Raw genomic sequence first — 23,358 nt, 5'->3', positions numbered from 1 at the left:
GCGACACATCATGTGTGTCCATCCTCGCAGTATCCGGTTCTCAAGGTGCACGCCTGCGCGTCTCATCCGGTCCGACCGGACCGCGCGGCAAGGAGATATATTGCCAGACCGCGAAGCGATGTGGGACGTCAATTCCACTCTTCACAAGTCCTACACAATATATCGCTTCCTATATAAGTAATAGAAAGGCTGGTGCAGAAATACTGCACGTATCAGATGATGACCCTTCGGTTAAGAGATATATAAAGATCGGTCACCTGTAAGTGTCTATCTACCCGCGCTTTTGCTATATAAACCAGCGCCTTAGATAAAAAGAGGGAGCGCCGCGCACAGCGCGACACTCCCCTAGCGATTCAAGAGAATCAATTAGGCCTCGAGAGCCTTCTTGGCGATGGTAGCCAGCTCGTTGAAGGACTCGATGTCCTCGTAAGCCATCTGAGCCAGGACCTTGCGGTCGAGCTCGATACCGGCGACCTTCAGGCCGTGCATGAACTGAGAGTAAGAGATGTCGTTCAGGCGAGCAGCAGCGTTGATACGGGTGATCCAGAGAGAGCGAATCTCGCGCTTCTTATTGCGGCGGTCACGGTACTGATACTGCAGAGAGTGCTGGACCTGCTCTTTAGCATGCTTGTAAGTACGCGAAGCGGCACCGTAGTAACCCTTCGCACGGTGCATAACGGTACGGCGCTTCTTCTTGGCGGCAACAGCGCGCTTAATACGTGCCATGTTCTATCAACTCCTAGACGGTTAAACGAAAAACGGGAACGCTAACTTAGGCGAGACGCGACTTGATGACCTTGCGGTCGGCAGCGGCGATCTCGGTCTCCTGACGGAAGCCACGCTTACGCTTGGTGGACTTCTTGCTCAGGATGTGGCTCTTGAAAGCCTTGGCGCGCATAAGCTTGCCGGTACCAGTCTTGCGGAAACGCTTCTTGGTGCCGCTGTGGGACTTCATCTTAGGCATGAAATACTCCTTAATCGGTTACAGAACACTAGTTACTTAGTATCACTTGCCGCTTTATCCTCATCAAAGGCGCCCTTAATCGGGGCGAGCAGCATAAGCATGTTACGGCCTTCCATCTTAGGCTTGGACTCGACCGTAGCGTAAGGCTTAAGATCCTCGGCGAGACGCTCGAGAACGTTAAGACCCTGCTCCGGGTGAGCCATCTCACGGCCGCGGAACATGATGGTGATCTTAACGCGTGCGCCCTTCTTGAGGAAACGCAGAACGTGGCCCTTCTTGGTCTCGTAGTCGCCAACGTCGATCTTGGGTCGGAACTTCATTTCCTTAACCTCGACCTTGGACTGGTTCTTACGAGCAGCCTTGGCCTTCATGGCCTGCTGGTACTTGAACTTACCGTAGTCCATGACCTTGCAGACCGGCGGCTCCGCGTTGGGAGCGATCTCGACAAGGTCGAGACCCTGATCGTCGGCGACGCGCTGGGCATCGCGGATGGCGAACAGGCCGAGCTGAGAGCCATCGACGCCAATCAAACGGCACGAAGATGCAGTGATCTCGTCGTTGATGCGGGTGTCATCAGACTTAGCTATTTTCCCTACCTCCATTCATAAAAAAATAACCCGGCGCTTTTTTGCAACCAGGTCGTACACATAGACATCCTCGATATGAGGAAGAGAATCTAAGTTGTATGACCAGTCAGCTGCTCATTGGCGCCAAAAGGTGGGAACCCTCGGGTTCCTCTTTAGGGCATTGCGGAAACAACGCCTTGGCGATAATAACACGTACCGCTCGTTATCACATTACGTACACGAAAAAGGGGGCCTTAACCCCCTTGAACGCTCTTTTGCATGTATGGTGCCCGAGGCGAGACTCGAAGGGCCTTCGCTTCGCGAAGCCCCGGGCTTCGGGCGCATGGCGCCCTCGCCACGCTCCGCTACAAACAGGCCACAGGCCTGTTTGCTTAACGCTCCGCGCGCTCACGCGAGTTCGGCACGAAAAAGGGGGCCTTAACCCCCTTGAACGCTCTTTTGCATGTATGGTGCCCGAGGCGAGACTCGAACTCGCACGTTGTTGCCAACGGTGGATTTTGAGTCCACTGCGTCTGCCAATTCCGCCACTCGGGCACGTAATGCGTGAGTTAGTTTATCACAGCTTTCCGTAGATTAGTCCGAAAATGGAACTTCGAGCATTTCGATGAGTTCGACCGTGCGGAGCATCTCGCGCTGACGGCATCCGCGACCGTCGACCGAGGCCTCGCCCATCTGGTTATCGTAGGGGTCCTCACGCATACCGTCAAAGACGGGTTCAAACTCTGCCTGGAACCGACAGCTTGCCACCATGCGCCATGGATCGAGGTTGCCAAAGTAGTGGCGGCGGCGCCATTCCTCCCCCATCCTGCGTGCCGAGGAGCCAAACGAGACATCGGCGTTAAGCCAACCCGTCTGCGGTGTATAGAACTCCGCCCAGTCATGCGAGCCCACCGAGTCGGGCGCAACGTACAGGCCGCTCTGCCAACGTGCGGGCACGCCGGCGATGCGGCACATGGTGATAAACGTGAGTGCCATAACACCGCAATCACCGCGAAGCGAATGCGCGCAGTCATCGGCGATAGAGCCCAGAAGCAGATACGGTGGCTGGTATCGATAGTCGATATGATGCGTCAAATAATCATAGATAGCCCGAGCGCGGTCGAGCTGATCCTCGAGACCATCGATAACATGTTCGGTCAGCTGCTGCAGATACGGCGTGAATGCAATGTGCGGTCGGTCCTCGGAAATATCCTTGGGCAGCGGCGCGTCCATACACGGATGCGCCGGAAGCGCTCCCCCGTAGATATCGCAATAAGCGGCATCAATCAGATAACGATAGGTCACTGAGAACGATCGATCAGCCGAGGAAACCCACGAGGCGGTACGCGCCAAAGCGTTCGCGGGAGCAAGGACCCCCTCCGGCGTCATATCGAGAATCTCGATATGAGACTGCTGGCGGCAGGCTGCGGCAACGGGAAGCCACGCGCGAACGGTCTCCCCCTCCAGAGCACCGGGAACAGACACGGATGCTTTAAGCGTAATGGCACGAGACAGCCCGCCCTGTGATTCCATCTTCTTAAGCATCTGATTGCGCAGCGCAGTTCCATCCGTAGAATCGAGACGCAGGCCCGGAACCTCCTTGGGATACACACGCAAAGAATCAAGGAAGTTGTCGAGAACGAACAGTTCACCATCGATAAAGCGCCAGTCGATGCGCTTGCGATCGATTAGGTCGTCAAACTGATCCTCGGTAAACTCCGGCCACTCCTCGCGGATCATCGCAATAGCCTGATCGCGCGACACCGAAAAATGAAACGACGTCTCGATCATGCGATACCGCTCGGCACGAACGCAAGCGGCCAACGAGGGATCAGGGCTCTGCTCCAAAAGACGGTCGCAAGCCGCAACAGCCTGCGCCAGGCACCCGGCGTCCTTGAGACGAAGGATCTCAGGTGGCAATCCAATGTCGAGATGACGGAAATCATCACAACAAACATCAACAGAGCAACCAACAGGGCCCTCGGCAACAACCTTTCCATCGGCAGGCAAAACATTAACGACAGCCATAACCACTCCCACGCAGAACGACAACCTGAGACCATTGTATCGACATAAAAAGAAAGCCCCAACAAGGGAGCCATCAACACCGCTGAACGGTAGTCAAATAAATAATTCAGCCTCGTAACCCTGCGGCGTTAAACAAAGGAAGCCCCGTCCCCCGGAACTGTTTCCTTGGCGCGACTTCTGGCAAAGCCAGTAGCCATCTTAATTCAGCCCAGTAACCCTGTAGCGAGTTAACGAAGGAGACCCCGTTCACCCGGAGCTTTTCCCATTGCGCGACTTCTGGCAAAGCCAGGTGAGCGCAAGGGAAAAGCGTAGGGTGAACGGGGCCTCCGACGGGAAAGTTAAACCGCTACTTACGCCTTGTTGACGGAGCCAAACTCCTCCATGAGCTCCTTGGTGCGAGCAACGATGTTGTCGCGACCAGGCTTGAGGAGCTTGCGGGGGTCAAAGCCCTTGCCCTGCTGATCCTTGCCAGCCTCGATGTACTCGCGGACGCCCTTGGCGAAGACGAGCTGCAGGTCGGTGTTGACGTTGATCTTGGAGATGCCCAGGGAGATGGCCTTCTTGATCTGATCCTCGGGGATGCCGGTACCACCGTGCAGGACGAGGGGCAGGTCGCCGGTCTGAGCCTTGATCTCGCCCAGACGCTCGAAGGAAAGGCCAGCCCAGTCGGCGGGATACACGCCGTGGATGTTGCCGATGCCGCAGGCGAGGAAGTCGACGCCCAGGTCAGCAATCTGCTTGCACTCAGCGGGGTCAGCGAGCTCGCCGTTGGAAGTCACGCCGTCCTCGGTGCCGCCGATGCCGCCGACCTCGGCCTCGATGGACATGCCCTTGGAATGGGCAAGCTCAACGAGTTCCTTGGTGCGATCGAGGTTAAGCTGGAAGGTTTCCTCGTGAGAGCCGTCATACATGATGGACGTGAAGCCGGCCTCGATGCACTTGAAGCAGTCCTCGTAAGAACCGTGATCGAGGTGAAGGGCGACGGGAACGGTAACACCCGTGGCCTCGACGGCAGCCTTGACCATGTCGGCGCAGACCTTGAAACCGCCCATCCACTTAGCGGCACCAGCGGTGCACTGAAGGATCAGCGGAGACTTGGCCTCCTCGGCGGCCTGGAGAATAGCCAGAGTCCACTCGAGGTTGTTGGTGTTGAAGGCACCGAGAGCATACTTGCCGGCCTCGGCCTTCTTGAGCATGTCTGCTGCGTTGACGAGCATAAAAGAAACCTCCTGTAAGGTTGCTCCGATAACGCATGAGATTTTACCACGGCGTACCCGAGCATAAACGTTCGTTTGTTCACGAATATCGTCCAAACAGACTTTTTTTGACCGTTTGCCCTACGGAATCGGCCCGTTGGGGAAAATATCTTGACGTTTGGACACTTCTCGTGCTTAAGCAGCTGACTACAAAGCTACATCTGCATGAAAGGGTTCTGCATGAGCTCGCGCGCCATAGTGGTCGAATCACCATGCCCCGTTAAACAAACGGTATCGGCTGGAAGCAGCTGGGCGAGCTTGGAGAGCGAACGCAGAATCGCCGCCTCGTCTCCACCGGCAAGATCGGTGCGGCCGTGGCTGCCCGGGAACAGTGTGTCGCCAACAAAGGCGATGCTTCCCTGCTCGGTGGCGGCGAACAAGACAATGCCACCCGGTGTGTGACCGGGCGTCTCGATCACCTGCAGGCAGATATCACCCAATTCAATCGTATCGCCCTCAGCAAGCAATCGCGTCGGCTCGCCCGGATCGGGCGTATCGATGCCCCACATCGCTCGCTGCTCCTCGATATTCTCACGAGATACCAACACGTCCTTCGCACCTAACTCATATAGGAAACCCTTACCGACGGCGGCTCGCGCTCCGGCAACGCCACCTACGTGATCGGCATGGCCATGGGTGCAGACAGCGCCTAGCACGTGCGCGTCAGGATGCGTGGCATAGATATGTTCCACAAGACGCTCACCTTCCCAGGCCGGATCGATAATCAGGCATTCGCCGCTCGAGATTACGGCGTAACTGTTGGTCTGAATGGGGCCGTTTACAAGCGCCTCAATCGAAGCCGTACCCCGAGGGGTTAAGTCCAAAGCTGCAGCGACCATGAGCACGTCCTCCTTCTACAAGCGTCGAGGCATCAAACGATGCCTCGAACGTAGCCAATATCATTACCGCTGTGCGTTCGTCACGCCTATACGCGACGCTTAAGCTGAGCCCCACCCTCGCCAGGCATCAGACGTCGTGCGTCATAGACCGAGTCGACACTGCTGATGGATGCCAGCAGCGGATCCAGACCGCTCGCGTCCGAAATCTCGACCATAAAGCGCAGGGTCGCAATGCCCTCGCGGTTGGTCGAGGTAGCGGCGGAAAGGATATTTCCGCCTGCATCGCCAATGGCGATGGTGACATCCTTGAGCAAGCCCATACGATCCAAGCACTCGACCACGATCTCGACCTGGAAAAGCGTATCGGCAGCACCATCCCACTCCACGTCAATCATGCGCTCGGGGTGTTCCATGAGACCCTTGACGTTGGGGCAGTTGGCACGATGCACCGAGACGCCTCGACCGCGCGTGATAAAGCCCACGATGTCGTCGCCCGTCACCGGATTGCAGCAATGCGCCAGACGAACCAGCAGGCCGCTGTTGCTCTCGCCCTTGACGATAATGCCGTTACTTGCGCTCTTGCCACGCTTTTGCGGTTTGCGGTTGGAACCGCGGGCAGGCTGCTTGACGACCTCAGCGATGGCTTCGGCCTTGGTGAGCTGCTCCTCGGGCTTGGGATCCAAGATTTGCTCGACCTTATTGCCCACAGCGCGCGGGGCGACCTTGCCCGCGCCAACGGCTGCGAACAGGTCCTCGAGTTGCTTGAAGTTAAACTGTTCCGCCACGGCATTGAGCGCACGCGTGGATCGCGGCGTAGAGATGCCGTACCCGCGCTTGCGCAGGTCCTTGGCCAGCATATCGCGACCGGCAGCAGCGTCATCGTCTTTGGTCGCAGCGGCGAAGTAACGGCGAATCTTTGACTTGGCCGAAGGCGTCTTGACGATCTTGAGCCAATCGCGCGACGGCTTGGAGCTCTTGTTAGTCAGGATCTCGACACGGTCACCCGTCTTGATTTCGTGCGTGAGCGGAGCCACCGCACCGTTGATTTTGGCGCCGACGCAGTGGTTGCCGACCTCGGTATGAACAGCGTAGGCAAAGTCGAGCGGTGTAGAGCCCGCACGAAGCGCCATGACCTCACCCTTGGGCGTAAAGACAAAAATCTCCTGGTCAAACAGGTCGACCTTCAGTGAGTGCAGATATTCTTTGGCATCGGTGATCTCGTCAGAGGCTGCCCAATCGAGCGAGTGCTTGAGCCAGTTAATCTGATCGTCCAGACGCTGTGCGTCGTTGGTCTTGGAGGCAGACGATCCGCCCGATTTCTTATATAGCCAGTGGGCGGCGATGCCGTACTCGGCCTGCTCGTGCATCTCGTAGGTTCGAATCTGAATCTCGAGCGGACGGGCCGTGGGGCCGATAACCGTCGTATGGAGCGATTGGTAGTTATTGACCTTGGGCATAGCGATATAGTCTTTAAAACGACCGGGCATGGGATGCCACAAAGTATGCACGGCACCAAGCGTGGAATAGCAATCGCGCACCGAATGGGTGATGACGCGCAGCGCCACCAGATCATAAATCTCGGAGAACTCCTTGCCCTTGCGCTTCATCTTTTGATAGATGGACCAATAGTGCTTGGAACGACCGTTGATCTGAAAACCCTCAAGGCCAATGCGATCGAGCTCATCGGTAAGCGTCTTGATAGTCTCGGCCAGAAAGCGTTCGCGAACCTCGCGTGACTCTGCCACCATGCGGGCGATGCGCTGGTAAGCGTCGGGTTCAAGGTAGAAGAAGGACAGATCCTCGAGTTCCCACTTGATAGAGCTCATGCCCAGGCGGTCGGCCAGGGGCGCATACACATCCATGGTCTCGCGCGCCTTAAACAGGCGGCGGTCCTCGCGCAGGGCGGCAAGCGTGCGCATATTATGCAGGCGGTCGGCGAGTTTGACGATGATGACGCGAATGTCCTTGGACATGGCGAGGAACATCTTGCGCAGCGTAAGCGCCTGCTTTTCGTCCATGTTGTCGACTTCGATGTTGGTGAGCTTGGTCACGCCGTCGACGAGCTCTGCCACGGTTTCGCCAAACAGACCCGAAACATCGGCAAGCGAGGTATCGGTATCCTCGACGGTATCGTGCAGCAATGCAGCGCACACCACATCGCAGTCCATCTTAAGGTCGGCCAAAATGATAGCCACCTCGACGGGATGGTTAATGTACATCTCACCCGAGCGCCGCTTTTGGTTGCAGTGCTTCTCGGCAGCAAAGCAGTAGGCCTGCTCCACCTTGGAGAAGTCATCCTCACTCATATATTTAAGGCACAGGCGCTCCAGCTTGTCGTAGCTGTCCGCCATAATCTCGGGCGGCAGATCATCGGCATGCGTATAGTGCTCCATCTCCGAAAAGGGCTGGAGGGCGGAATCATGGGCGGTACGGGCTGCGGCATCCATCGAGGTCCCCTTCCCTAGGCCCGCGGTACGATCGGGCGGTTAATTTTGGTAAGCATATCAGAAGCGCACGAATCGAGTGCCCAACTCCGGAAAGCCGAGAACTCCATGCGCGAGCGCAAGCCCTCCAAATAGCGGATCGACCTGCTCAACTGCACGCGCCCGGGGTTTTCGGTCATCGCGATGCGACGGGTATCGTCAAACCCCGAAACGTGACAGAAACCGAGCTCTTCGAAGATTCCCAAGCCGCTTGCCACCGAACGCTCATCGACCGGCGTGCGCGCGTCGATTGCAAGGCACATCTGCGCAATGTCGATATCGCTTGCGCAGAATGAATCGTCCCCCGTCTTGCCACGATTGGAGCGCCACATGGTCTGCAGCGCCCGATAGAGCGTGACAAGCTCATCGCGCTCGGGCGCGTAACAATCGAGCAGGCGCTCATTAATACGAGCGTCACGAGACGAATAGAGCAGGTGAATCACGGCAGGCTGCCCATCGCGGCCGGCACGGCCACTCATCTGGTTAAATTCAATCGCGCCAAACGGCATGTGGTAGAGCACGACATGGCGGATATCGGGCAGGTTGACGCCCTCACCGAAGGCCGAGGTTGAAACGATGCAGCTCAGGCTGCCATCTCGAAACGCCTCCTCGACGCGTCGGCGATCGGAACGCGCAAGCCCGGCGTTATAGAACGCGATATGGGTCGCGCAGTCGGGCACACGTTTGCGCAACGTCTTGGCAAGCGCCACGGACTGGTCGCGCGAGTTCACGTAGATGACGGTCTTCTCCCCCGTCGCAACGATCGAAACCAGGCGATTTTCACGGCTCGCAAGGTCACGATCGTCCTCGAGTTGTAGGTTCTCGCGAACGGTCTCGTCGACCACCGTGCTGGTAATCGGCAATACGCGAGCAAGCTCTGCCACAACTGGAGCCGTCGCGGTAGCCGTTGCCGCCATGACAACGGGGTCGCCCAGGGCTTTAAGAATATCGGGCATATCGAGGTATGCACTCCGGTCACCACCCTTAGCAAGACCGGCATGGTGCGCCTCATCGATAACAACGAAGCCAATACGTCCAGAACGCGCAAATCGATCGCAGTGGATAGACAAGAACTCGGGCGTCGTGAGAACGATACCGGTGCGACCCGAAGCAAGGCCGGCGAACACGTCATCGCGTACGGCCTCCACGGTCTCGCCAGTCAGCACGCCGACACCAATGCCGAGCGCGGCCATCGTCGAGGAAAGGTGATAGGCCTGATCGGCAACGAGCGAACGCAGAGGATAGACAAAAATGCTCGCACGCCCGCGAAGAACCGCCTCGCGCGCGGCATGCACATGGAAAATCAGAGACTTGCCACGCCCCGTCCCCATAACGGCCAAAACGCTCTGATGGTCGGCAAGCGCGTCGAGTGCCTCGACCTGCGCGCGATGCGGCTGGTTCGAGCCGATAAAGCTATGGATAAGCGAGCGTGTGAGCTCGGTATAAGAAAGCTGGGCGAGCGTCTCGCGTTTACGCGACTCCAGGCGCAGACCAGAATCCGCCGGTTGCACGCCGCGGCGAAGCTCACATGCCGGATCGTCGATATTGGGCGCCGCGGTATCGCGCACCAAGACATCTTTGATCATGAGCTTGGGCTTCACACGTCCCTGCCAATGCTCGGCCACGGCCTCGAACACCAAGTCGACGGCGCTGTCGCAATTGATGAGCCTATCGATCTGCGGCACGCGGAACATGATGGCCGGCACACTCGCGGCACCATCGGTCGCCACAAAGCGCATGTGCTCGCCGGTTTTGCCCACCACGGCGCGATCGCACATCGTCACGCCCTCGGCGGCCAAAAGCGGCACCTTATTGCCCTGGCCAAACGGCTCAAGACGGGAAATTTGCTCGATGGTCTCGATATTTAGCTCGGAGAGATCAACGGTGGCGGCAACCTCGTCAGTGTCCTCAAAGTCCTCGGCGGGAAGCTCCGATAGCACGGCCGAAAGGCGACGGCGGAACTCATCGAGCTTGGATGCCTCGATGGTCACACCCACCGCACCGGCATGCCCGCCGCGACGAATCAGCAGGTCGGAGCAACGCTCGACGGCGTCGAACAGGTTGATCTTGCCCACCGAGCGGCCCGATCCGCGCGCAACGCCATCCTCGATCGAGAAGAGCAGCGCCGGCACGTGATAGCGATTGGTCAAGCGGCTCGCCACGATGCCCTTGACGCCCTCGTGCCAGCCCTCGCCGCCCACGACGATTGCGCGCCCGCCGTCATAAGTCTCCTCGACCTTCACCGTGGCATCGCGCGTAAGCTCGGCCTCGATCTCGCGGCGTTGGCGATTGATTTCCTCGAGCTCGGCGGCAAGCGCGCTCGCTTCGATGGGGTCGCGGGCAAGCAGCAGGTCGAGCGCCAGCTTGGGATCAGCCATGCGGCCGGCAGCATTCAGACGGGGGATGAGCGAAAACGACAGGCCGTCGGCCGTAATGGTAGAAAGGTCGGCCTTGGCAAGTGCGGCAAGCGCGATATAGCCGGGACGGGCCGTCACGCGCATCTGCTGGATGCCCTCAGCGACCAGTGCGCGATTCTCGGGCGTAAGCGGCATCATGTCGGACACGGTGCCCAGCGCCGCGACCTCTATCAGAGAACGCCAATACGACGGCTTGCCCAAACGCTCGCCCAGGACCTGCACCAGCTTGAGTGCCACGCCGGCACCGGCAAGCTCGCGCGAGGGACCCTTGTCCTCGAGCTTGGGGTCGGTCAGGGGCACGCCCTGCGGCACCTGGTCGGACGGCTCGTGATGGTCCGTGACCACCAAATCGATCCCCAGGCTCTCCAGATAGGAGGCCTCTTCCTTGGCGGCAATGCCGTTATCGACGGTCACGATCAGCTGGGGGCGAGCGAGCTCGTTAACGCGGTCGAGCGCCGCACGCGACAGGCCGTAGCCCTCGTCAAAACGATGCGGAATAAACGGCGTGACATTGGCGCCAAACGAACGCAGCGCCTCGGTCAACAGACAAGTCGACGTAATGCCGTCGACGTCAAAATCGCCAAAGACGGCGATGCGCTCGTGGCTGCGAATAGCACGCTCAACGCGGTCGACGACGACCGCCATACCCGGAATAACGAGCGGGTCCGCCCAGTCGCGATCGAGCGAAGGCGTCAAAAAAAGCTGGCCTTCCTCGATGGATGTAATGCCGTGCGCAACCATAATGCGCGCCACCAGCCCGGGTATGCCCAGGCCAGCCGAAAGCTCCTTTTCGAGCTCGGGGTTTTGCTGAGCGACCGCCCAGCGATGCGTTGTCTTAAGCGATGACATAGGCGCCCACCCCCGATAGGGGCAGGTCGCCGCGATACCTCTCACGGTTCATAGCGATGAGTCCTCTGTGTATGCCCGCTTCGGCAGGCAGATCTGTTGAACGGATTTATTATACCGTGCGGCGCGGACGCACAACGTCCAGCACGCCGTGGTTTCGATAAACGAGGGCGGTAATAGCCTCGAAATAATCGAGCGTTTCAGCCGCACGGACGCATGCGAGCGTCTAGCATATCCATTCAAAACGGATTCACGAGCAAAGGGAGTCACAAGCGCATATGAAGCAATGGGTTGGACTGGGTAAGTTTCTCGCGGGGCATATGCAGATCATCGTTCCGATTTGCGTGACGCTCGGCGTGCTCTTTCCCCAGCAGATCGGCGTACTCAAGCCCATCGTCCCCATCCTGTTTGCCTTTATGACGTTCCAAGGTGCCCTCAGCAACACCTTCCATCAGGTAGCCGAAGTATTCCGCCGTCCGCTGCACCTGATTTTGGCGCTGCTGGTCTCGGCGGCGCTTATTCCCATAACAGCCTATGCCATGGGGTCGCTGTTCTTTGGCTCCAACCCCAACCTAGTCTGCGGTATCGTGCTCGAGTACAGCGTACCTGTGGCAGTCACTGCCTTTATGTGGATTAGCATGTTCGGCGGCAACGGCCCGCTCGCGCTCACCATCATCCTGACGTCCTCGGTTATCTCACCCGTTACGATTCCGCTCACGCTTAAGCTCTTGCTGGGCGCCACCGTCTCGATCGACGTGCCGGGCATGATGCAGAACATGGCCTTCATGATCGCTATCCCCGCCCTGCTCGGCATCGTGATTAACGAACTCACGCGCGGATGGGGACACGAGAAGCTCTCCCCCGCGCTCTCGCCCGCCTGCAAGTTCATGATGATGGGTGTTATCGCGTCGAACTCCACCGCCATGAGCGAGTACGTGCTGCACATGAACGCGGTGCGCTTGGAAGTCGCCCTCTTTATTTTGATCTTCGCCATCAGCGGCTTTGTCGTCGGTATTCTGGTCGCCCGCGCACTGCATCTGCCGTATAGCGAAACGACTGCCATGTGCTTTACCTGCGGCATGCGCAACATCTCTTCGGGCGCCGTCATCGCCACGCAATACTTTCCGGGCGAAGTCGTATTTCCCGTCATGTGCGGAACGCTGTTTCAGCAGGTACTTGCCTCGCTTATCGGGCATCTCTTTGAGCGTCTAACCGGCGAGGAGCGCGCTGCTCAGCGCAAGCGCGTCGAGGCCGGCCGCGACGCCATGGCACGCTAGGCTGTCCGCATTACGCGGGTGTTAGTCTTGCTATACGAGCGTTTCCAGATGCGCGCGCAGGCGCTCAGCATCGATATCGAGCGTCATCTCGGCATTGACTTGGGCCAAACGATAGCCGACAAAGTAGGGCGAAACCACCCAACGCGGCAGCGCCTTGGCAATGGTCCGACCGCCCAGGTGATAGAAGAACAAGTTGTACGACTCTGCACGGCCACCGTGGTGCTCGTTTAGGATATAACGCAGAGCTACCTGGATCGCATCGGCGAAGAGATCCGCCTCGGCTTGGTCCCGCGTGTCATCGCTGGCGGCGATTCCCCGCGGAGCTGAAACGTTGACCTCAAAGAACCCCATAATCGGTTCGGTTGAGATGTTGACCGCAATTCTCCCCTGTTGCCAGACATTGATGCCTTCGAAATTGGCGGAAGTCAGCGAAGCATAGCCATCTTCCTGCTCCAAACCCACAATCTGCATGTGCGGATGAACGAGACTACCGCCCGAGAGCGGACCCTTGTTCTTGTACATGAGCACGCTTCGATACTGCTGTGAATCGATCATCTGCTGCCAGCAACCCAGGGCAAACCGCATCACATGATGCAGCTCGTCCGGCGCATAGGTCACCAGGTCTGCGTCGTGGTCGGCCGACTCGATCAGCACGGTTTGACGGGTGGCGCGCAGGGTCTTGAACTTATTCTCGAGCCAGATACAGTCACCGTCGCGCCGGATGATATTGGCGAGTTCCTCGGTATCGCAAAAGGGGCACGCGGTGCCAGGGCGCCGGTTGTCGTCGGGCTTCCCGCTCGCCTGCTGAACGTCAAATACCAGGGGCACGGGTTATACCTCCAGCGGCACGATCTTGGTGCCATGGAGCTCGGAGACGCCCAGTGCCGCAGCCACGGTATCGCGGTTGGCCGTGGAAATGCCGCCGCCAGGAAGGATGGTCAGGCGATCGTTCGCGTAGTCGATAAGGTGCGACAGATGCTCCAGGTTGTCCTCAATCGGCGTGCCGGCGGCACCGCCATGCGTCAGGATGCGCGTTATGCCGCAGTCGGCGAGCGTGTCAATCGCGTCGAGCTGAGCCTCGGGCGAGAGCTGGTCAAATGCCATGTGAAAGGTGATGTCGATGGGCTCGCGCTTGCACTCCTCGGTCGCGCAGCCCGCAGCCATCACAAGGGCGCCCAACGCAAGTTCATCGAGCGCCCATCCGCCGGCACAAGGCTTGCAGCAGCCAAAGACCAAGCCATCGACGCCGGCACTTACGGCAAGGCCCAAGTCCATCTCCATCATGCGCAGCTCGTCCTGGTTGTAGTGAAAGTCGCCGCCACGCGGACGGATCATGCACATCACCCGTGCATCGTGCTCGCGAGCATAGCTGGTCGTAGCGCTGATAACGCCGGCCGAGGGCGTGGTGCCACCAACCGCAAGGTTGTCGCACAGCTCAATGCGTCCCGCACCGGCCGCAATGGCCGCCGGCACCCGCTCAAAGTTCTCGGCACAAAACTCGTACAGCATAGATAGACCCCCAGATGACACTTCTATTTCCACACGGCATTGTCGCACTTTAAATACCAAGCCAACGGATCATTTCAAAAGGGGCGCTGACCGAGTTGGTCAGCGCCCCTATTACTGGATGGATTAACCACCAAGATAAGCTTTGCGGACGTTGTCGTCGTGCAGCAGCTCTTGGCCGGTGCCGGTCATGGTGATTTTGCCGGTCTCGAGCACGTAGCCGCGTGTGGCGATGGAAAGCGCCATCTGCGCATTCTGCTCGACCAGGAGCACCGTGGTGCCGGCCTTGTGCAAATCCTCGACAATCTGGAAGATCTGCTCGATCAGGATCGGCGCCAGACCCATGGAGGGTTCGTCGAGCATGAGCAGCTTGGGGTTACTCATAAGGGCACGACCCATAACGAGCATCTGCTGCTCGCCGCCCGAAAGGGTGCCGGCCACCTGGCGACGGCGTTCCTTCAGGCGCGGGAACTGCTCGTAAACACGTTCGAGGCCCGGGGCAACCGTGGACTTGGGCTGTGTATAGGCACCCATCTCCAGGTTCTCCTCGACCGTCATCTGCAAAAAGGCACGACGCCCCTCGGGTACCTGAGACAGGCCCTTGCCAACCAGCTTGTCGGCGGGCGTATGGATAATGTCCTCGCCCATAAACTTGATGGAGCCGGTCTTGGAGCGCAGCAGGCCCGAGACAGTCTTGAGCGTCGTGGACTTGCCGGCGCCGTTCGCGCCAATCAGGGCAACGATCTCGCCCTCGTTAACGTTAAAGGAGATGTCCTTAATGGCGTGGATGGCGCCGTACCAGACGTTGATGTTGTAGACGGAAAGCATCGGCTCTGCCATTTAGTTCTCCCCCTTATCCTGCTTGCCCAGATAAGCCTCAATAACGGCTTCGTTGTTCTGGATTTCCTCGGCCGTGCCCTTGGCGATGACCTTGCCAAAGTTAAGCACGCAGATACCCTCGCAAATATTCATGACAAGCGACATGTCGTGCTCGATGAGCATGATGGCAATGCCAAAGGTGTCGCGAATCTTGACGATGTTCGCCATGAGCTCCGCAGTCTCGGACGGGTTCATGCCGGCGGCAGGCTCGTCGAGCAGTAGTAGCTTGGGATTGGTGGCAAGCGCGCGGACGATCTCCAAACGACGCTGAGCGCCGTAAGGCAGCGAGCCGGCCTGCTCGTTTGCCAGATGTTCCATATTAAAGATAGACAGAAGCTCCATGGCGCGCTCATGGGCGGCCTTCTCGTGCTTCCAATACGTCGGCAGGCGCAGCACGCCCTCAAAGCCGGAGTAGCGCTCCTGGTTGTGCAGGCCGACCTTTACGTTGTCCTCCACCGTCATGGTGTTGAACAGGCGGATGTTTTGGAAGGTACGAGCGATACCCATGCGGTTGACCTGGTAGACGGACTTGCCCGAGGTGTCCTCACCGTCGAGCAGGATGGTGCCGTGCGTGGGCTGGTACACCTTGGTGAGCAGGTTGAAGACCGTGGTCTTGCCGGCGCCGTTGGGGCCGATGAGACCGGCGATCTCGGTCTTACCGATGGTCAGGCTAAAGTCGTCGACCGCCTTAAGGCCGCCGAACTCAATGCCCAGGTGGATGCACTCGAGCGCCGGGCGCTCGCCCAGGTCGCGGTCGGGAACGATGGCGCCAGAAGGATACGGGACCATCTTGCCCTTGTTGAACTCAAACTTACTGGGCATCGGTTGCCACCTCCTTCTTGGAAGCAAAGCGGTCCTTAATGCGCGCGAAGAACGCCTTGAGCTGCGGGTTATTAGTAAAGACCATGACCAGAATCAGCACGATGGCGTAGATGAGCATGCGGTAGTCCGAGAACTGACGGAGCAGCTCGGGGAGCACCGTGAGCAGCGCCGCCGCGATGACGGAACCGCGCATGTTGCCCAGACCGCCCAGGACCACGAACACCAGAATGAGAATCGACGTGTTGAAGTCGAACTTAGTGGCGGAGAGCTGCGAGAAGTTACCGCCGAAGAGGGCTCCGGCAGCACCGGCGAGAGCGGCGGAAACCACGAAGGCGATCATGCGGTACTGGGTGACGGAGATGCCCACGGACTCGGCAGCGATCTTATTATCGCGCACGGCCATGATGGCACGACCGGTGCGGCTGCGGACCAAGTTGAGCACAATCACGAGCGCAACCATAACCAGGATGGCGCCAGCAAGGAACGTCGAGTAGGTCGAAACACCAGATGCGCCCTGGGCACCCTTGATGATAGCGGTGCCGTCTTCGAGCAGGTGTAGGTCGTCGATCGTGGAATTGCCCGTGATGTTAAAGATCACGTGCAGGCCGCGGGAATCGACGCCCACAATGAGGCAGGTAACGATCTCTTTGATAATCTCGCCAAAGGCCAAGGTTACGATGGCCAGGTAGTCACCGCTCAGGCGAAGAACCGGAATACCGATCAGGAAGCCCAGAATGGCAGCGGCGATAGCGCCGACCACAATGCTGATGATCAGACGCACCGGGTCAGACGGAACGGCGCTCTCCAGCGCGACGGCGGTGACGATTCCCGTATAGGCGCCGACGCTCATAAAACCCGCGTGGCCCAGCGACAAGTCACCCGCGATGCCGACGACGAGGTTGAGCGAGATGGCCATGACGATATAGGCCGTGATGGGAACCAGCTGACCGACAATCATGCGCGGAATCATGTGGTTAGACTGCATAAAGAACACGATGGCGAACGCCACAACGCACATGGCGTACGTGACAAAGTCGTGACGCGTCTGCTTGTCTGTAAGAAACTTCATAACGCTCACCTACACCTTCTCGGGTACGTACTTGCCCAAGAGGCCGGCAGGCTTGACGAGCAGGACGATGATCAAAACGCCAAAGACGATGGAGTTGGCAAGGCTCGTGGAAATGTAAGCCTGCGCCATCGCCTCGATGATGCCGATGAGAATGCCGCCGACAAAGGCACCGGGGATGGAGCCGATACCGCCGAAAACGGCAGCGTCGAAGGCCTTGATGCCAGGCATGGCGCCCGTGGTGGGCTGCAGAACCGGCGAGTAGGAGCACAGGAGCACACCGGCGATGGCGGCAAGGGCGGAGCCGATGGCGAACGTCATCGAGATGGTGCGGTTGACGTTGATGCCCATGAGCTGAGCGGCGGCCTTGTCCTCGGACACGGCGCGCATGGCCTTGCCCATCTTGGTCTTACCTGTAAAGATCATCAGACCGGCCATGATAACCAGGCAGGCGACGATGGTGACGAGCGAGACGGCACTTACGTTGAACTTGGCCAAGAACTCCGGCACCGGGAAGGTGACGAGCGAAGTGAAGTTCTTGGGCGTGGCGCCCCACAGAAGCTGCGCGGCATTCTGCAGGAAGTAGGACACACCGATGGCCGTGATCAGAACGGCCAGCGGGCCTGCTTGGCGCAGCGGCCTATAGGCCAGACCCTCAATGAGAACACCGAGAACCGTGCAGACCACACAAGAGAGAACTACAGATGCCCAGCCCGGGAGGCCGAGATACGACGTGGCGCAGAACGAGACATAGGCACCGACCATGATGACATCGCCGTGAGCGAAGTTGAGCATCTTGGCGATACCGTAGACCATGGTGTAGCCCAACGCGATGATGGCGTAGACGCTGCCCATGGACAGGCCGTTGACCAGGTATTGGATAAAGACCGTCATGTTCCACATCCCCCTTTCGAATAGGTTTCCAGTTGATGTATGAAACAGGGACGTTACGTTGTCCCCAGATACCAAGCAAGCAGGGAAGGCGAAAACCTCCCCTGCTTGGGATCAAAACCGCTCTATGTAAGGCGGCCTATTAGGCCAGTACGTACTTGCCGTCGGTGATGACATACGCCGTAGGATCCTTCTGGACCTGGCCCTTGTCGTTCCAGGAGAGCTTGCCGGTCAGACCGTCAACGGTAATCTTGAGCATAGCCTTGGGCAGCTTCTCGGCGACCTCGGTCGGGTCGGCGTCGACACCAAGACCGGCCTCCTTGAGGGCCTCGGCCACCGCGTGCACGCCGTCGTAGGCATCGGCGGCAAACTGGTCGGGGGTATCGCCGTACTTATCCTTGTAAGCGTTGACGAAGTCGGCGTTCTTCTCGTCGTCGGCGGAGAACGGGGTCATGAGCAGCAGACCCTCGGCAAGAGAGGTGTCGAAGCCCTCGACGCCCAGGATACCGTCCATGCCGTCGCAGCCCATCATCTTGACGTCGTAGCCCATGTCCTTGGCGTTCTTGAGCAGGACGGACGCCGGCGTGTAGTAGATCGGCGCAAAGATCATGGTGGCGCCGGCCTGCTTGGCCTTGGTCAGCTGGTTGGTAAAGCTCGTAGCGGAGTCGTCCTTAAAGGTCTCCTCGTCAACAATCTCGAGCTTAGACTCAGCGGCCTGGGCCTTAAAGGAATCTGCAATGCCCGAAGAATAAGCGTCGCCGGAGTTATAGAACAGCACGAACTTCTCGTCCGCATACTTCTCTGCCAGGAACTTGGCAGCGTTGACGCCCTGGTTGGGGTCGGTAAAGCAAACCTGGAAGACGCAATCCTTTCCGTCGGTGACGTCCTCGGAGGACGCGGACGGGGTGATCATGAATGTCTTGGGGTCGTTACTGCACTCTGCGGCAACGGCAACCGACGCACCCGTGGTGGTCGGGCCGACGAGGGCCTGCATGCCCCAGTCGAGCAGGTTATTAAAGGCGTTGACGGCCTTCTCGCCGTCGGCCTGGTCGTCCTCGGCCTTGCTGGCAAGCGGCAGCTCCTTGGTGGAGAAGTCCTTGCAGCCAAGCTCGACGCCCTGGGTAACGGACTTGCCGTAAGACGCGGCGGCACCGGTCAGCGGGCCAATGGTGCCGATCTTAAACGAAGCGTCGCTCGAAGCGGAACCGCTGTCGCCGCCGTTGGAGGAGCAGCCAGCTAGAATGGACATCGCCCCCAGACCTGCTGCGCTCGCGATAACGCCCCTGCGATTCATAACAGGGTTCAATGACTTACCGGTGAGGCTCGACATGCGGCTCTCCTCTCAAATCTCGTCGGGTTTCGGTTACCCGACAGGCCATCCTCCGCCGTCTTCGGCGTTCGCAAAATAGTAGACGCTTTAGTTGAGAAAAGTGGCGATTATTTCAACTTTTCTTTTGCCTTGTCCATTTATCCATAATTATGCGTATTTCTGTCGGTTTATACAGTTTAGCGACTTTATTGTGTGAAAGTAATGTTTCCGTTTTGTTACAAGCTTTCCTGCCCTGAATAACATGGCCCCACCGGTCTCGTTATATGCACTTAGGCGGCGATGTACTTGCCGTCCTGAATCACATAGGCCGTAGCGGGCTTCTCGACTTGGCCCTCGTCGTTCCACGTGAGCTCGCCTGTCAGGCCCTCAATCTTGATCTTGCGCATAGCCTTGGCAAGGTCGCCGGCAATGTCGGCGCCGTCGACCGTAATGTCGATGTCCGCCTCATCGATTGCCTCGACAATCGCGTGGATGCAGTCATAAGCATCGGCGGCAAACTGGTTGGGCGTCTCGTTGTAGGCGTCCTTATATGCCTTGACGAAGTCGGCGTTCTTCTCATCGTCGGCAGAGAACGGGGTCATGAGCAGCACGCCCTCGGCAAGAGAGGTGTCGAAGCCCTCAACGGAGAGCAGGCCGTCCATGCCGTCGGTGCCCATGAGGGTCATTTCGTAGCCCATGTCCTTGGCGTTCTTGAGCAGGACGGACGCCGGCGTGTAATAGATCGGGGCAAAGATAAGCGTGGCGCCGGCCTCCTTGGCCTTGGTGAGCTGGTTGGTAAAGCTCGTGGAAGAGTCGTCCTTAAAGGTCTCGGTATCGACGATATCGAGCTTGGACGCCTTGGCCTGCTCGGCAAAAGCGTCGGCAACGCCCGAGCTATACGTATCGCCGGAGTTGTAGAACAGGGCGATCTTGGCGTCTGCATACTTCTCGGCCAGGAACTTCGCGGCGCTGGCGCCCATGGTGGGATCGGTGAAGCAAACCTGAAAGACCGTGGTCTTATCCTTGGTGACGTCGAGCGACGAGGCCGAAGGCGTGACCATGAGCATATCGTCGGCGATCTCGCCCGAGACGGCGACGGCGGCACCAGTCGTGACGGGGCCGACGAGCGCCTGCATGCCCCAGTCGCACAAGGTATTGAAGGCGTTGATGGCCTTCTCGCCGTCGGCGACGTCATCCTCGGACTTAAGCGAGAGCTTGAGATCCTTGGTCGAGAAATCCTTGGCGGCGAGCTTGGCACCTTTCTCGGCCGAAACGCCATAGGTTGCCGCGGCGCCGGTCAGAGGGCCGATGACACCGATCTTGAAGGTCTTACCGTCATCGGCGGAGCCGCCGTCCGAGCCACCCGACGAGCAACCAGCGAGTGCGGCAGCGCTGCCGAGCGCCGCGGCGCCGGCGAGAAAGTTCCTACGGCTGAGCGTGCTGTTGATGTTGAACATGGTGTCCCCCTTTTTCGCTGGCCGCGGTGCGGCCGTCTTGCGGTACGGGGCAAACCTTATGGCGCAAACGTTGACAGTTTGTTACGGAAGTTCGTTTGTAGCGAGCATGTTTCCAATGTTTCCGCAGCGTTTCGGGGGTGCCGTTTTGTGCGACTCCTGTTGCCTGGCGAGCACGCGCTCTCGGTTCACGCTAGAATGCACTCAACATTACTTGATCAATCAATCTATAAGATGCACGAAGGAGCTATCTATGAGCGAACCCCTGCGCACCGTGAACGTCGGTCTGATCGGTCTGGGAACCGTCGGCGGCGGCGTGGCCCGTCTGATCAAGAGCCACCACGATGAGTACCTGGCCGCCTACGGCATCGACCTTAAGCTGACCCGCGCCTGCGCGCTTGCCTGGGAGCAGGCCGAGGCAGCCGGTATTGAGCGCGAGGCCTTTACGAGTGACTGGCATGACGTCGTTACCGACCCAGCCGTCGATATCGTCGTCGAGCTGATCGGCGGCGAGCATCCCGCGACCGAGATCTTCACCACGGCCTTTGAGCACGGCAAGCACGTCGTCTCCGCCAACAAGGCCCTGCTGGGCCGTCACGTCGAGACGCTTGCCGAGAAGGCGCGCACGTGCGGCGTGCAGATTAAGTGCGAGGCCAGCTGCGGCGGCGGCATCCCCATCGTGAGCACGCTCGAGCACGACCTGGTGGGCAACAAGATCCTGACCATCGCCGGCATCCTCAACGGCACCACCAACTACATCCTGTCGCGCATGGACGCCGAGGGCGCCGATTACGCCGACATGCTTGCCGACGCGCAGGCCAAGGGCTATGCCGAGGCCGACCCGTCCGCCGACGTCGACGGCTTCGACGCCGCCAGCAAGACGGCGATCCTCGCCTCCATCGGCTTTGGCACCCGCGTGACCACCGATGATGTGTACCAGCAGGGTATCCGTACCATCGGCGCCGAGGACATCGCCCAGGCCCGTGAGCTCGGCTACACCATTAAGCTGCTCGGCATCGCCCGCAACACCGACGCCGGCGTCGACGTCCGCGTGCATCCCACGCTGATCCCCGCCGACCACATGCTTGCCAAGGTCAACGGCGCCATGAACGCCGTCTACGTGGTAGGCGACGCCGTGGGCGAGACCATGTTCTACGGTGCCGGCGCAGGCTCCTTCCCCACCGCGAGCGCCGTCGTGGGCGATATCCTGTCGCTCTCCGAGCAGATCAGCCGCGGCGTGGCTCCGCTGCCCGAGATTGAGCCCTATGGCCACAACCTCGCCTTTAAGCCCATGGACGAACTCCAGACCAAGTATTATGTGCGCCTGAAGGTCGCCGACCGCGTGGGCGCCCTGTCCGAGACGGTCGATATCTTTGCCAAGCACAACATCTCGATCTCGCTCATCAACCAGGTCGAGGATGGCAAGTCGGGCGCCAGCGATACCTGCTCGGTCATCTTCCTGACGCACCGCGCGCTCGAGAAGGACGTCCAGGCTGCCGCCGCCGAGCTTGCCAGCGTCGACTGCGTGGCCGAGGTCGCCAACGTCCTGCGCATCGAGAACGTCGAGGCCTGGACCGAAGGCGTCATGGCCAACTAACCCAACGCTCGCCCAGCAATACGCGCTTTGAGGGCTCGCGTCCGATGTGGGACGGGAGCCCTTTTGCCTCCTGCCCTAAGCACAACGGCAGAGCACATTTGCGCGAGCCGCTCATCGGTAACGCGCGCCACCGTTCACCGATATGCAAACGCGGTCGATTCCGGCTACCGCTACGCTGTGCTGAGAATGTCCGCCCGCGATGAGAGGAAGCACTATGTTGCTCGAGGGCAAGAAAGCAATCGTCACCGGAGGCACGCGCGGTATCGGCTATGCCATCGCCTGCCGTTTTATCGAAGAGGGTGCCGCAGTCACCGTCTTTGGCTCGCGCCAGGAGACTGCCGACGCGGCCGTTGAGAAGCTGGCGGCCGCCTATCCCGACGCCAAGGTCTGGGGCCGCTCCTGCGACCTCACCTCACTCGAGGCCGTGACCGAGGCTTTTACCCAGGCTGCAGCCGACATGGGCGGCTTGGACACGGTCGTCAACAACGCCGGCATCTCCCAGCGCTCGCCGCTTTTGGACTACACGGCCGAGGAGTTCGCCAAAGTCATGGACCTCAACGTCGTCGCCGTCTTTAACGGTCACCAGGCGGCCGCCAAGATTATGACCGAGGCCGGCCACGGCGGCACCATCACCACCACGAGCTCGATGGTCGCCAAGTACGGTCAGCCCTCCGGCGTCGGTTACCCCACGTCCAAGTTTGCCGTCAACGGCATGGTCCAGTCGCTCTCGCGCGAGCTCGCCCCCATGGGCATTCGCGTCAATGCCGTCGCACCCGGCGTAACCAAAACCGATATGGTCGCCAACCTGCCCGAAGAGGTCATCAAGCCCATCATCGCCACCATTCCGCTGGGTCGCATGGGCGAGCCCGAGGATGTCGCCAACGCCTTTGTTTTCCTGGCGAGCGACATGTCCTCCTACGTCACGGGCGCCGTGCTCCCCGTCGACGGAGCCGCCCGCTCCTAAAGGTCGCAAGCCACGACTTCGAACCTCAACGAGGCCCAACGCAAAAGGCGCGCTGCCTGCATCAACCGCAGGCAGCGCGCCTTCTTCTGTTTGAAAGGGAAACTGCGTCCCGGTATTTCAGCTCCGAACGGGACACAGCTTCCCTCAGGGCCATGTTTCGGAAAATGCGCCCCGTTTTGAACGCCAATTCTGGG

General features: G+C 59.3%; 19 protein-coding genes and 1 tRNA gene. 3 read left to right on the top strand and 17 right to left on the bottom strand.

The window, feature by feature from the left end:
* Nucleotides 1–366: 366 nt before the first annotated feature.
* From rplT to recJ, 9 genes are all read right to left on the bottom strand, one after another.
* A complete protein-coding gene (gene rplT / locus ACTNB2_RS06200) occupies nucleotides 367–726 on the bottom strand; it encodes a 50S ribosomal protein L20 (RefSeq protein WP_006234421.1) in 360 nt (119 codons plus the stop codon).
* Nucleotides 727–772: 46 nt separating this feature from the next.
* Nucleotides 773–964 carry a 50S ribosomal protein L35 gene (gene rpmI, locus ACTNB2_RS06195; protein ID WP_006234422.1) on the bottom strand — a complete coding sequence of 64 codons (192 nt, stop codon included), beginning with the start codon at nucleotides 962–964 and terminating at the stop codon, nucleotides 773–775.
* Nucleotides 965–996: 32 nt separating this feature from the next.
* Complete coding sequence (gene infC / locus ACTNB2_RS06190; protein WP_006234423.1) at nucleotides 997–1,566, bottom strand: translation initiation factor IF-3; 570 nt, start codon at nucleotides 1,564–1,566, stop codon at nucleotides 997–999.
* 432 nt (nucleotides 1,567–1,998) lie between these two features.
* Nucleotides 1,999–2,085, bottom strand: a tRNA-Leu gene (locus tag ACTNB2_RS06185).
* Nucleotides 2,086–2,124: 39 nt separating this feature from the next.
* Entirely contained in the window at nucleotides 2,125–3,558 is a 1,434-nt protein-coding gene (locus tag ACTNB2_RS06180; RefSeq protein WP_441042497.1) for a transglutaminase-like domain-containing protein, read from the bottom strand.
* A 350-nt stretch (nucleotides 3,559–3,908) separates the two neighbouring features.
* Nucleotides 3,909–4,775, bottom strand: coding sequence for a class II fructose-1,6-bisphosphate aldolase (fba, locus tag ACTNB2_RS06175; RefSeq protein WP_006234429.1), 867 nt, complete (start codon nucleotides 4,773–4,775; stop codon nucleotides 3,909–3,911).
* 194 nt (nucleotides 4,776–4,969) lie between these two features.
* Nucleotides 4,970–5,653 (bottom strand): MBL fold metallo-hydrolase, encoded by a 684-nt coding sequence (locus ACTNB2_RS06170; protein ID WP_441042496.1) that lies wholly within the window; start codon nucleotides 5,651–5,653, stop codon nucleotides 4,970–4,972.
* An 86-nt stretch (nucleotides 5,654–5,739) separates the two neighbouring features.
* Nucleotides 5,740–8,100, bottom strand: coding sequence for a RelA/SpoT family protein (locus ACTNB2_RS06165; protein ID WP_154517206.1), 2,361 nt, complete (start codon nucleotides 8,098–8,100; stop codon nucleotides 5,740–5,742).
* Between the two features lie 14 nt (nucleotides 8,101–8,114).
* Nucleotides 8,115–11,402 carry a single-stranded-DNA-specific exonuclease RecJ gene (gene recJ, locus ACTNB2_RS06160; RefSeq protein WP_441042495.1) on the bottom strand — a complete coding sequence of 1,096 codons (3,288 nt, stop codon included), beginning with the start codon at nucleotides 11,400–11,402 and terminating at the stop codon, nucleotides 8,115–8,117.
* A gap of 275 nt (nucleotides 11,403–11,677) precedes the next feature.
* Here recJ and ACTNB2_RS06155 point away from each other — a divergent pair, with 275 nt between their 5' ends.
* On the top strand, nucleotides 11,678–12,676 hold the full coding sequence (locus ACTNB2_RS06155; RefSeq protein ID WP_441042494.1) for a bile acid:sodium symporter family protein: 999 nt from the start codon (nucleotides 11,678–11,680) through the stop codon (nucleotides 12,674–12,676).
* Nucleotides 12,677–12,706: 30 nt separating this feature from the next.
* Here the strand turns inward: ACTNB2_RS06155 and ACTNB2_RS06150 are convergent, their stop codons facing one another.
* The 8 genes from ACTNB2_RS06150 to ACTNB2_RS06115 form a co-directional block, all read right to left on the bottom strand.
* On the bottom strand, nucleotides 12,707–13,504 hold the full coding sequence (locus ACTNB2_RS06150; RefSeq protein ID WP_441042493.1) for a DUF4931 domain-containing protein: 798 nt from the start codon (nucleotides 13,502–13,504) through the stop codon (nucleotides 12,707–12,709).
* 3 nt (nucleotides 13,505–13,507) lie between these two features.
* Nucleotides 13,508–14,185 (bottom strand): copper homeostasis protein CutC, encoded by a 678-nt coding sequence (locus ACTNB2_RS06145; RefSeq protein WP_441042492.1) that lies wholly within the window; start codon nucleotides 14,183–14,185, stop codon nucleotides 13,508–13,510.
* Nucleotides 14,186–14,308: 123 nt separating this feature from the next.
* Entirely contained in the window at nucleotides 14,309–15,022 is a 714-nt protein-coding gene (locus ACTNB2_RS06140; protein WP_229770701.1) for an ABC transporter ATP-binding protein, read from the bottom strand.
* On the bottom strand, nucleotides 15,023–15,883 hold the full coding sequence (locus ACTNB2_RS06135) for an ABC transporter ATP-binding protein (protein ID WP_441042491.1): 861 nt from the start codon (nucleotides 15,881–15,883) through the stop codon (nucleotides 15,023–15,025). It abuts the gene before it with no gap.
* Nucleotides 15,873–16,952, bottom strand: coding sequence for a branched-chain amino acid ABC transporter permease (locus tag ACTNB2_RS06130; RefSeq protein WP_427719716.1), 1,080 nt, complete (start codon nucleotides 16,950–16,952; stop codon nucleotides 15,873–15,875). The genes ACTNB2_RS06135 and ACTNB2_RS06130 overlap by 11 nt, the downstream gene beginning before the upstream one ends.
* 9 nt (nucleotides 16,953–16,961) lie before the next feature.
* Nucleotides 16,962–17,843, bottom strand: a complete 882-nt coding sequence (locus ACTNB2_RS06125; RefSeq protein ID WP_154517188.1) for a branched-chain amino acid ABC transporter permease — start codon at nucleotides 17,841–17,843, stop codon at nucleotides 16,962–16,964.
* Between the two features lie 139 nt (nucleotides 17,844–17,982).
* Nucleotides 17,983–19,170 (bottom strand): ABC transporter substrate-binding protein, encoded by a 1,188-nt coding sequence (locus tag ACTNB2_RS06120; protein WP_441042490.1) that lies wholly within the window; start codon nucleotides 19,168–19,170, stop codon nucleotides 17,983–17,985.
* A gap of 269 nt (nucleotides 19,171–19,439) precedes the next feature.
* Nucleotides 19,440–20,606, bottom strand: coding sequence for an ABC transporter substrate-binding protein (locus tag ACTNB2_RS06115; RefSeq protein ID WP_427719714.1), 1,167 nt, complete (start codon nucleotides 20,604–20,606; stop codon nucleotides 19,440–19,442).
* 250 nt (nucleotides 20,607–20,856) lie between these two features.
* Between ACTNB2_RS06115 and ACTNB2_RS06110 the strand changes: the two genes are divergently transcribed.
* Together ACTNB2_RS06110 and ACTNB2_RS06105 are read left to right on the top strand one after the other, a co-directional pair.
* Nucleotides 20,857–22,200 (top strand): homoserine dehydrogenase, encoded by a 1,344-nt coding sequence (locus tag ACTNB2_RS06110; RefSeq protein WP_441042489.1) that lies wholly within the window; start codon nucleotides 20,857–20,859, stop codon nucleotides 22,198–22,200.
* Nucleotides 22,201–22,399: 199 nt separating this feature from the next.
* Nucleotides 22,400–23,164: an SDR family NAD(P)-dependent oxidoreductase gene (locus ACTNB2_RS06105; RefSeq protein WP_441044857.1), complete on the top strand. Its 765-nt coding sequence runs from the start codon at nucleotides 22,400–22,402 to the stop codon at nucleotides 23,162–23,164.
* Nucleotides 23,165–23,358: the final 194 nt, after the last annotated feature.

The sequence above is a fragment of the Collinsella sp. HCP28S3_G2 genome (assembly GCF_052065125.1).
Classification (GTDB): domain Bacteria; phylum Actinomycetota; class Coriobacteriia; order Coriobacteriales; family Coriobacteriaceae; genus Collinsella.
The sequence above is the reverse complement of the archived record's forward strand: the minus strand, read 5'-3'. Positions and strand labels throughout refer to the sequence as shown.

Bases quoted from the DNA above. Each gene is read 5' to 3' on its own strand.
- ACTNB2_RS06165 (WP_154517206.1), bottom strand. From the start codon at position 8,100: ATGGATGCCGCAGCCCGTACCGCCCATGATTCCGCCCTCCAGCCCTTT.
- ACTNB2_RS06155 (WP_441042494.1), top strand. From the start codon at position 11,678: ATGAAGCAATGGGTTGGACTGGGTAAGTTTCTCGCGGGGCATATGCAG.
- ACTNB2_RS06105 (WP_441044857.1), top strand. From the start codon at position 22,400: ATGAGAGGAAGCACTATGTTGCTCGAGGGCAAGAAAGCAATCGTCACC.
- ACTNB2_RS06140 (WP_229770701.1), bottom strand. From the start codon at position 15,022: ATGGCAGAGCCGATGCTTTCCGTCTACAACATCAACGTCTGGTACGGC.
- ACTNB2_RS06135 (WP_441042491.1), bottom strand. From the start codon at position 15,883: ATGCCCAGTAAGTTTGAGTTCAACAAGGGCAAGATGGTCCCGTATCCT.
- ACTNB2_RS06120 (WP_441042490.1), bottom strand. From the start codon at position 19,170: ATGTCGAGCCTCACCGGTAAGTCATTGAACCCTGTTATGAATCGCAGG.
- ACTNB2_RS06125 (WP_154517188.1), bottom strand. From the start codon at position 17,843: ATGACGGTCTTTATCCAATACCTGGTCAACGGCCTGTCCATGGGCAGC.
- ACTNB2_RS06170 (WP_441042496.1), bottom strand. From the start codon at position 5,653: ATGGTCGCTGCAGCTTTGGACTTAACCCCTCGGGGTACGGCTTCGATT.
- ACTNB2_RS06130 (WP_427719716.1), bottom strand. From the start codon at position 16,952: ATGAAGTTTCTTACAGACAAGCAGACGCGTCACGACTTTGTCACGTAC.
- rplT (WP_006234421.1), bottom strand. From the start codon at position 726: ATGGCACGTATTAAGCGCGCTGTTGCCGCCAAGAAGAAGCGCCGTACC.
- ACTNB2_RS06115 (WP_427719714.1), bottom strand. From the start codon at position 20,606: ATGTTCAACATCAACAGCACGCTCAGCCGTAGGAACTTTCTCGCCGGC.
- ACTNB2_RS06180 (WP_441042497.1), bottom strand. From the start codon at position 3,558: ATGGCTGTCGTTAATGTTTTGCCTGCCGATGGAAAGGTTGTTGCCGAG.
- infC (WP_006234423.1), bottom strand. From the start codon at position 1,566: ATGGAGGTAGGGAAAATAGCTAAGTCTGATGACACCCGCATCAACGAC.
- recJ (WP_441042495.1), bottom strand. From the start codon at position 11,402: ATGTCATCGCTTAAGACAACGCATCGCTGGGCGGTCGCTCAGCAAAAC.
- rpmI (WP_006234422.1), bottom strand. From the start codon at position 964: ATGCCTAAGATGAAGTCCCACAGCGGCACCAAGAAGCGTTTCCGCAAG.
- fba (WP_006234429.1), bottom strand. From the start codon at position 4,775: ATGCTCGTCAACGCAGCAGACATGCTCAAGAAGGCCGAGGCCGGCAAG.
- ACTNB2_RS06145 (WP_441042492.1), bottom strand. From the start codon at position 14,185: ATGCTGTACGAGTTTTGTGCCGAGAACTTTGAGCGGGTGCCGGCGGCC.
- ACTNB2_RS06110 (WP_441042489.1), top strand. From the start codon at position 20,857: ATGAGCGAACCCCTGCGCACCGTGAACGTCGGTCTGATCGGTCTGGGA.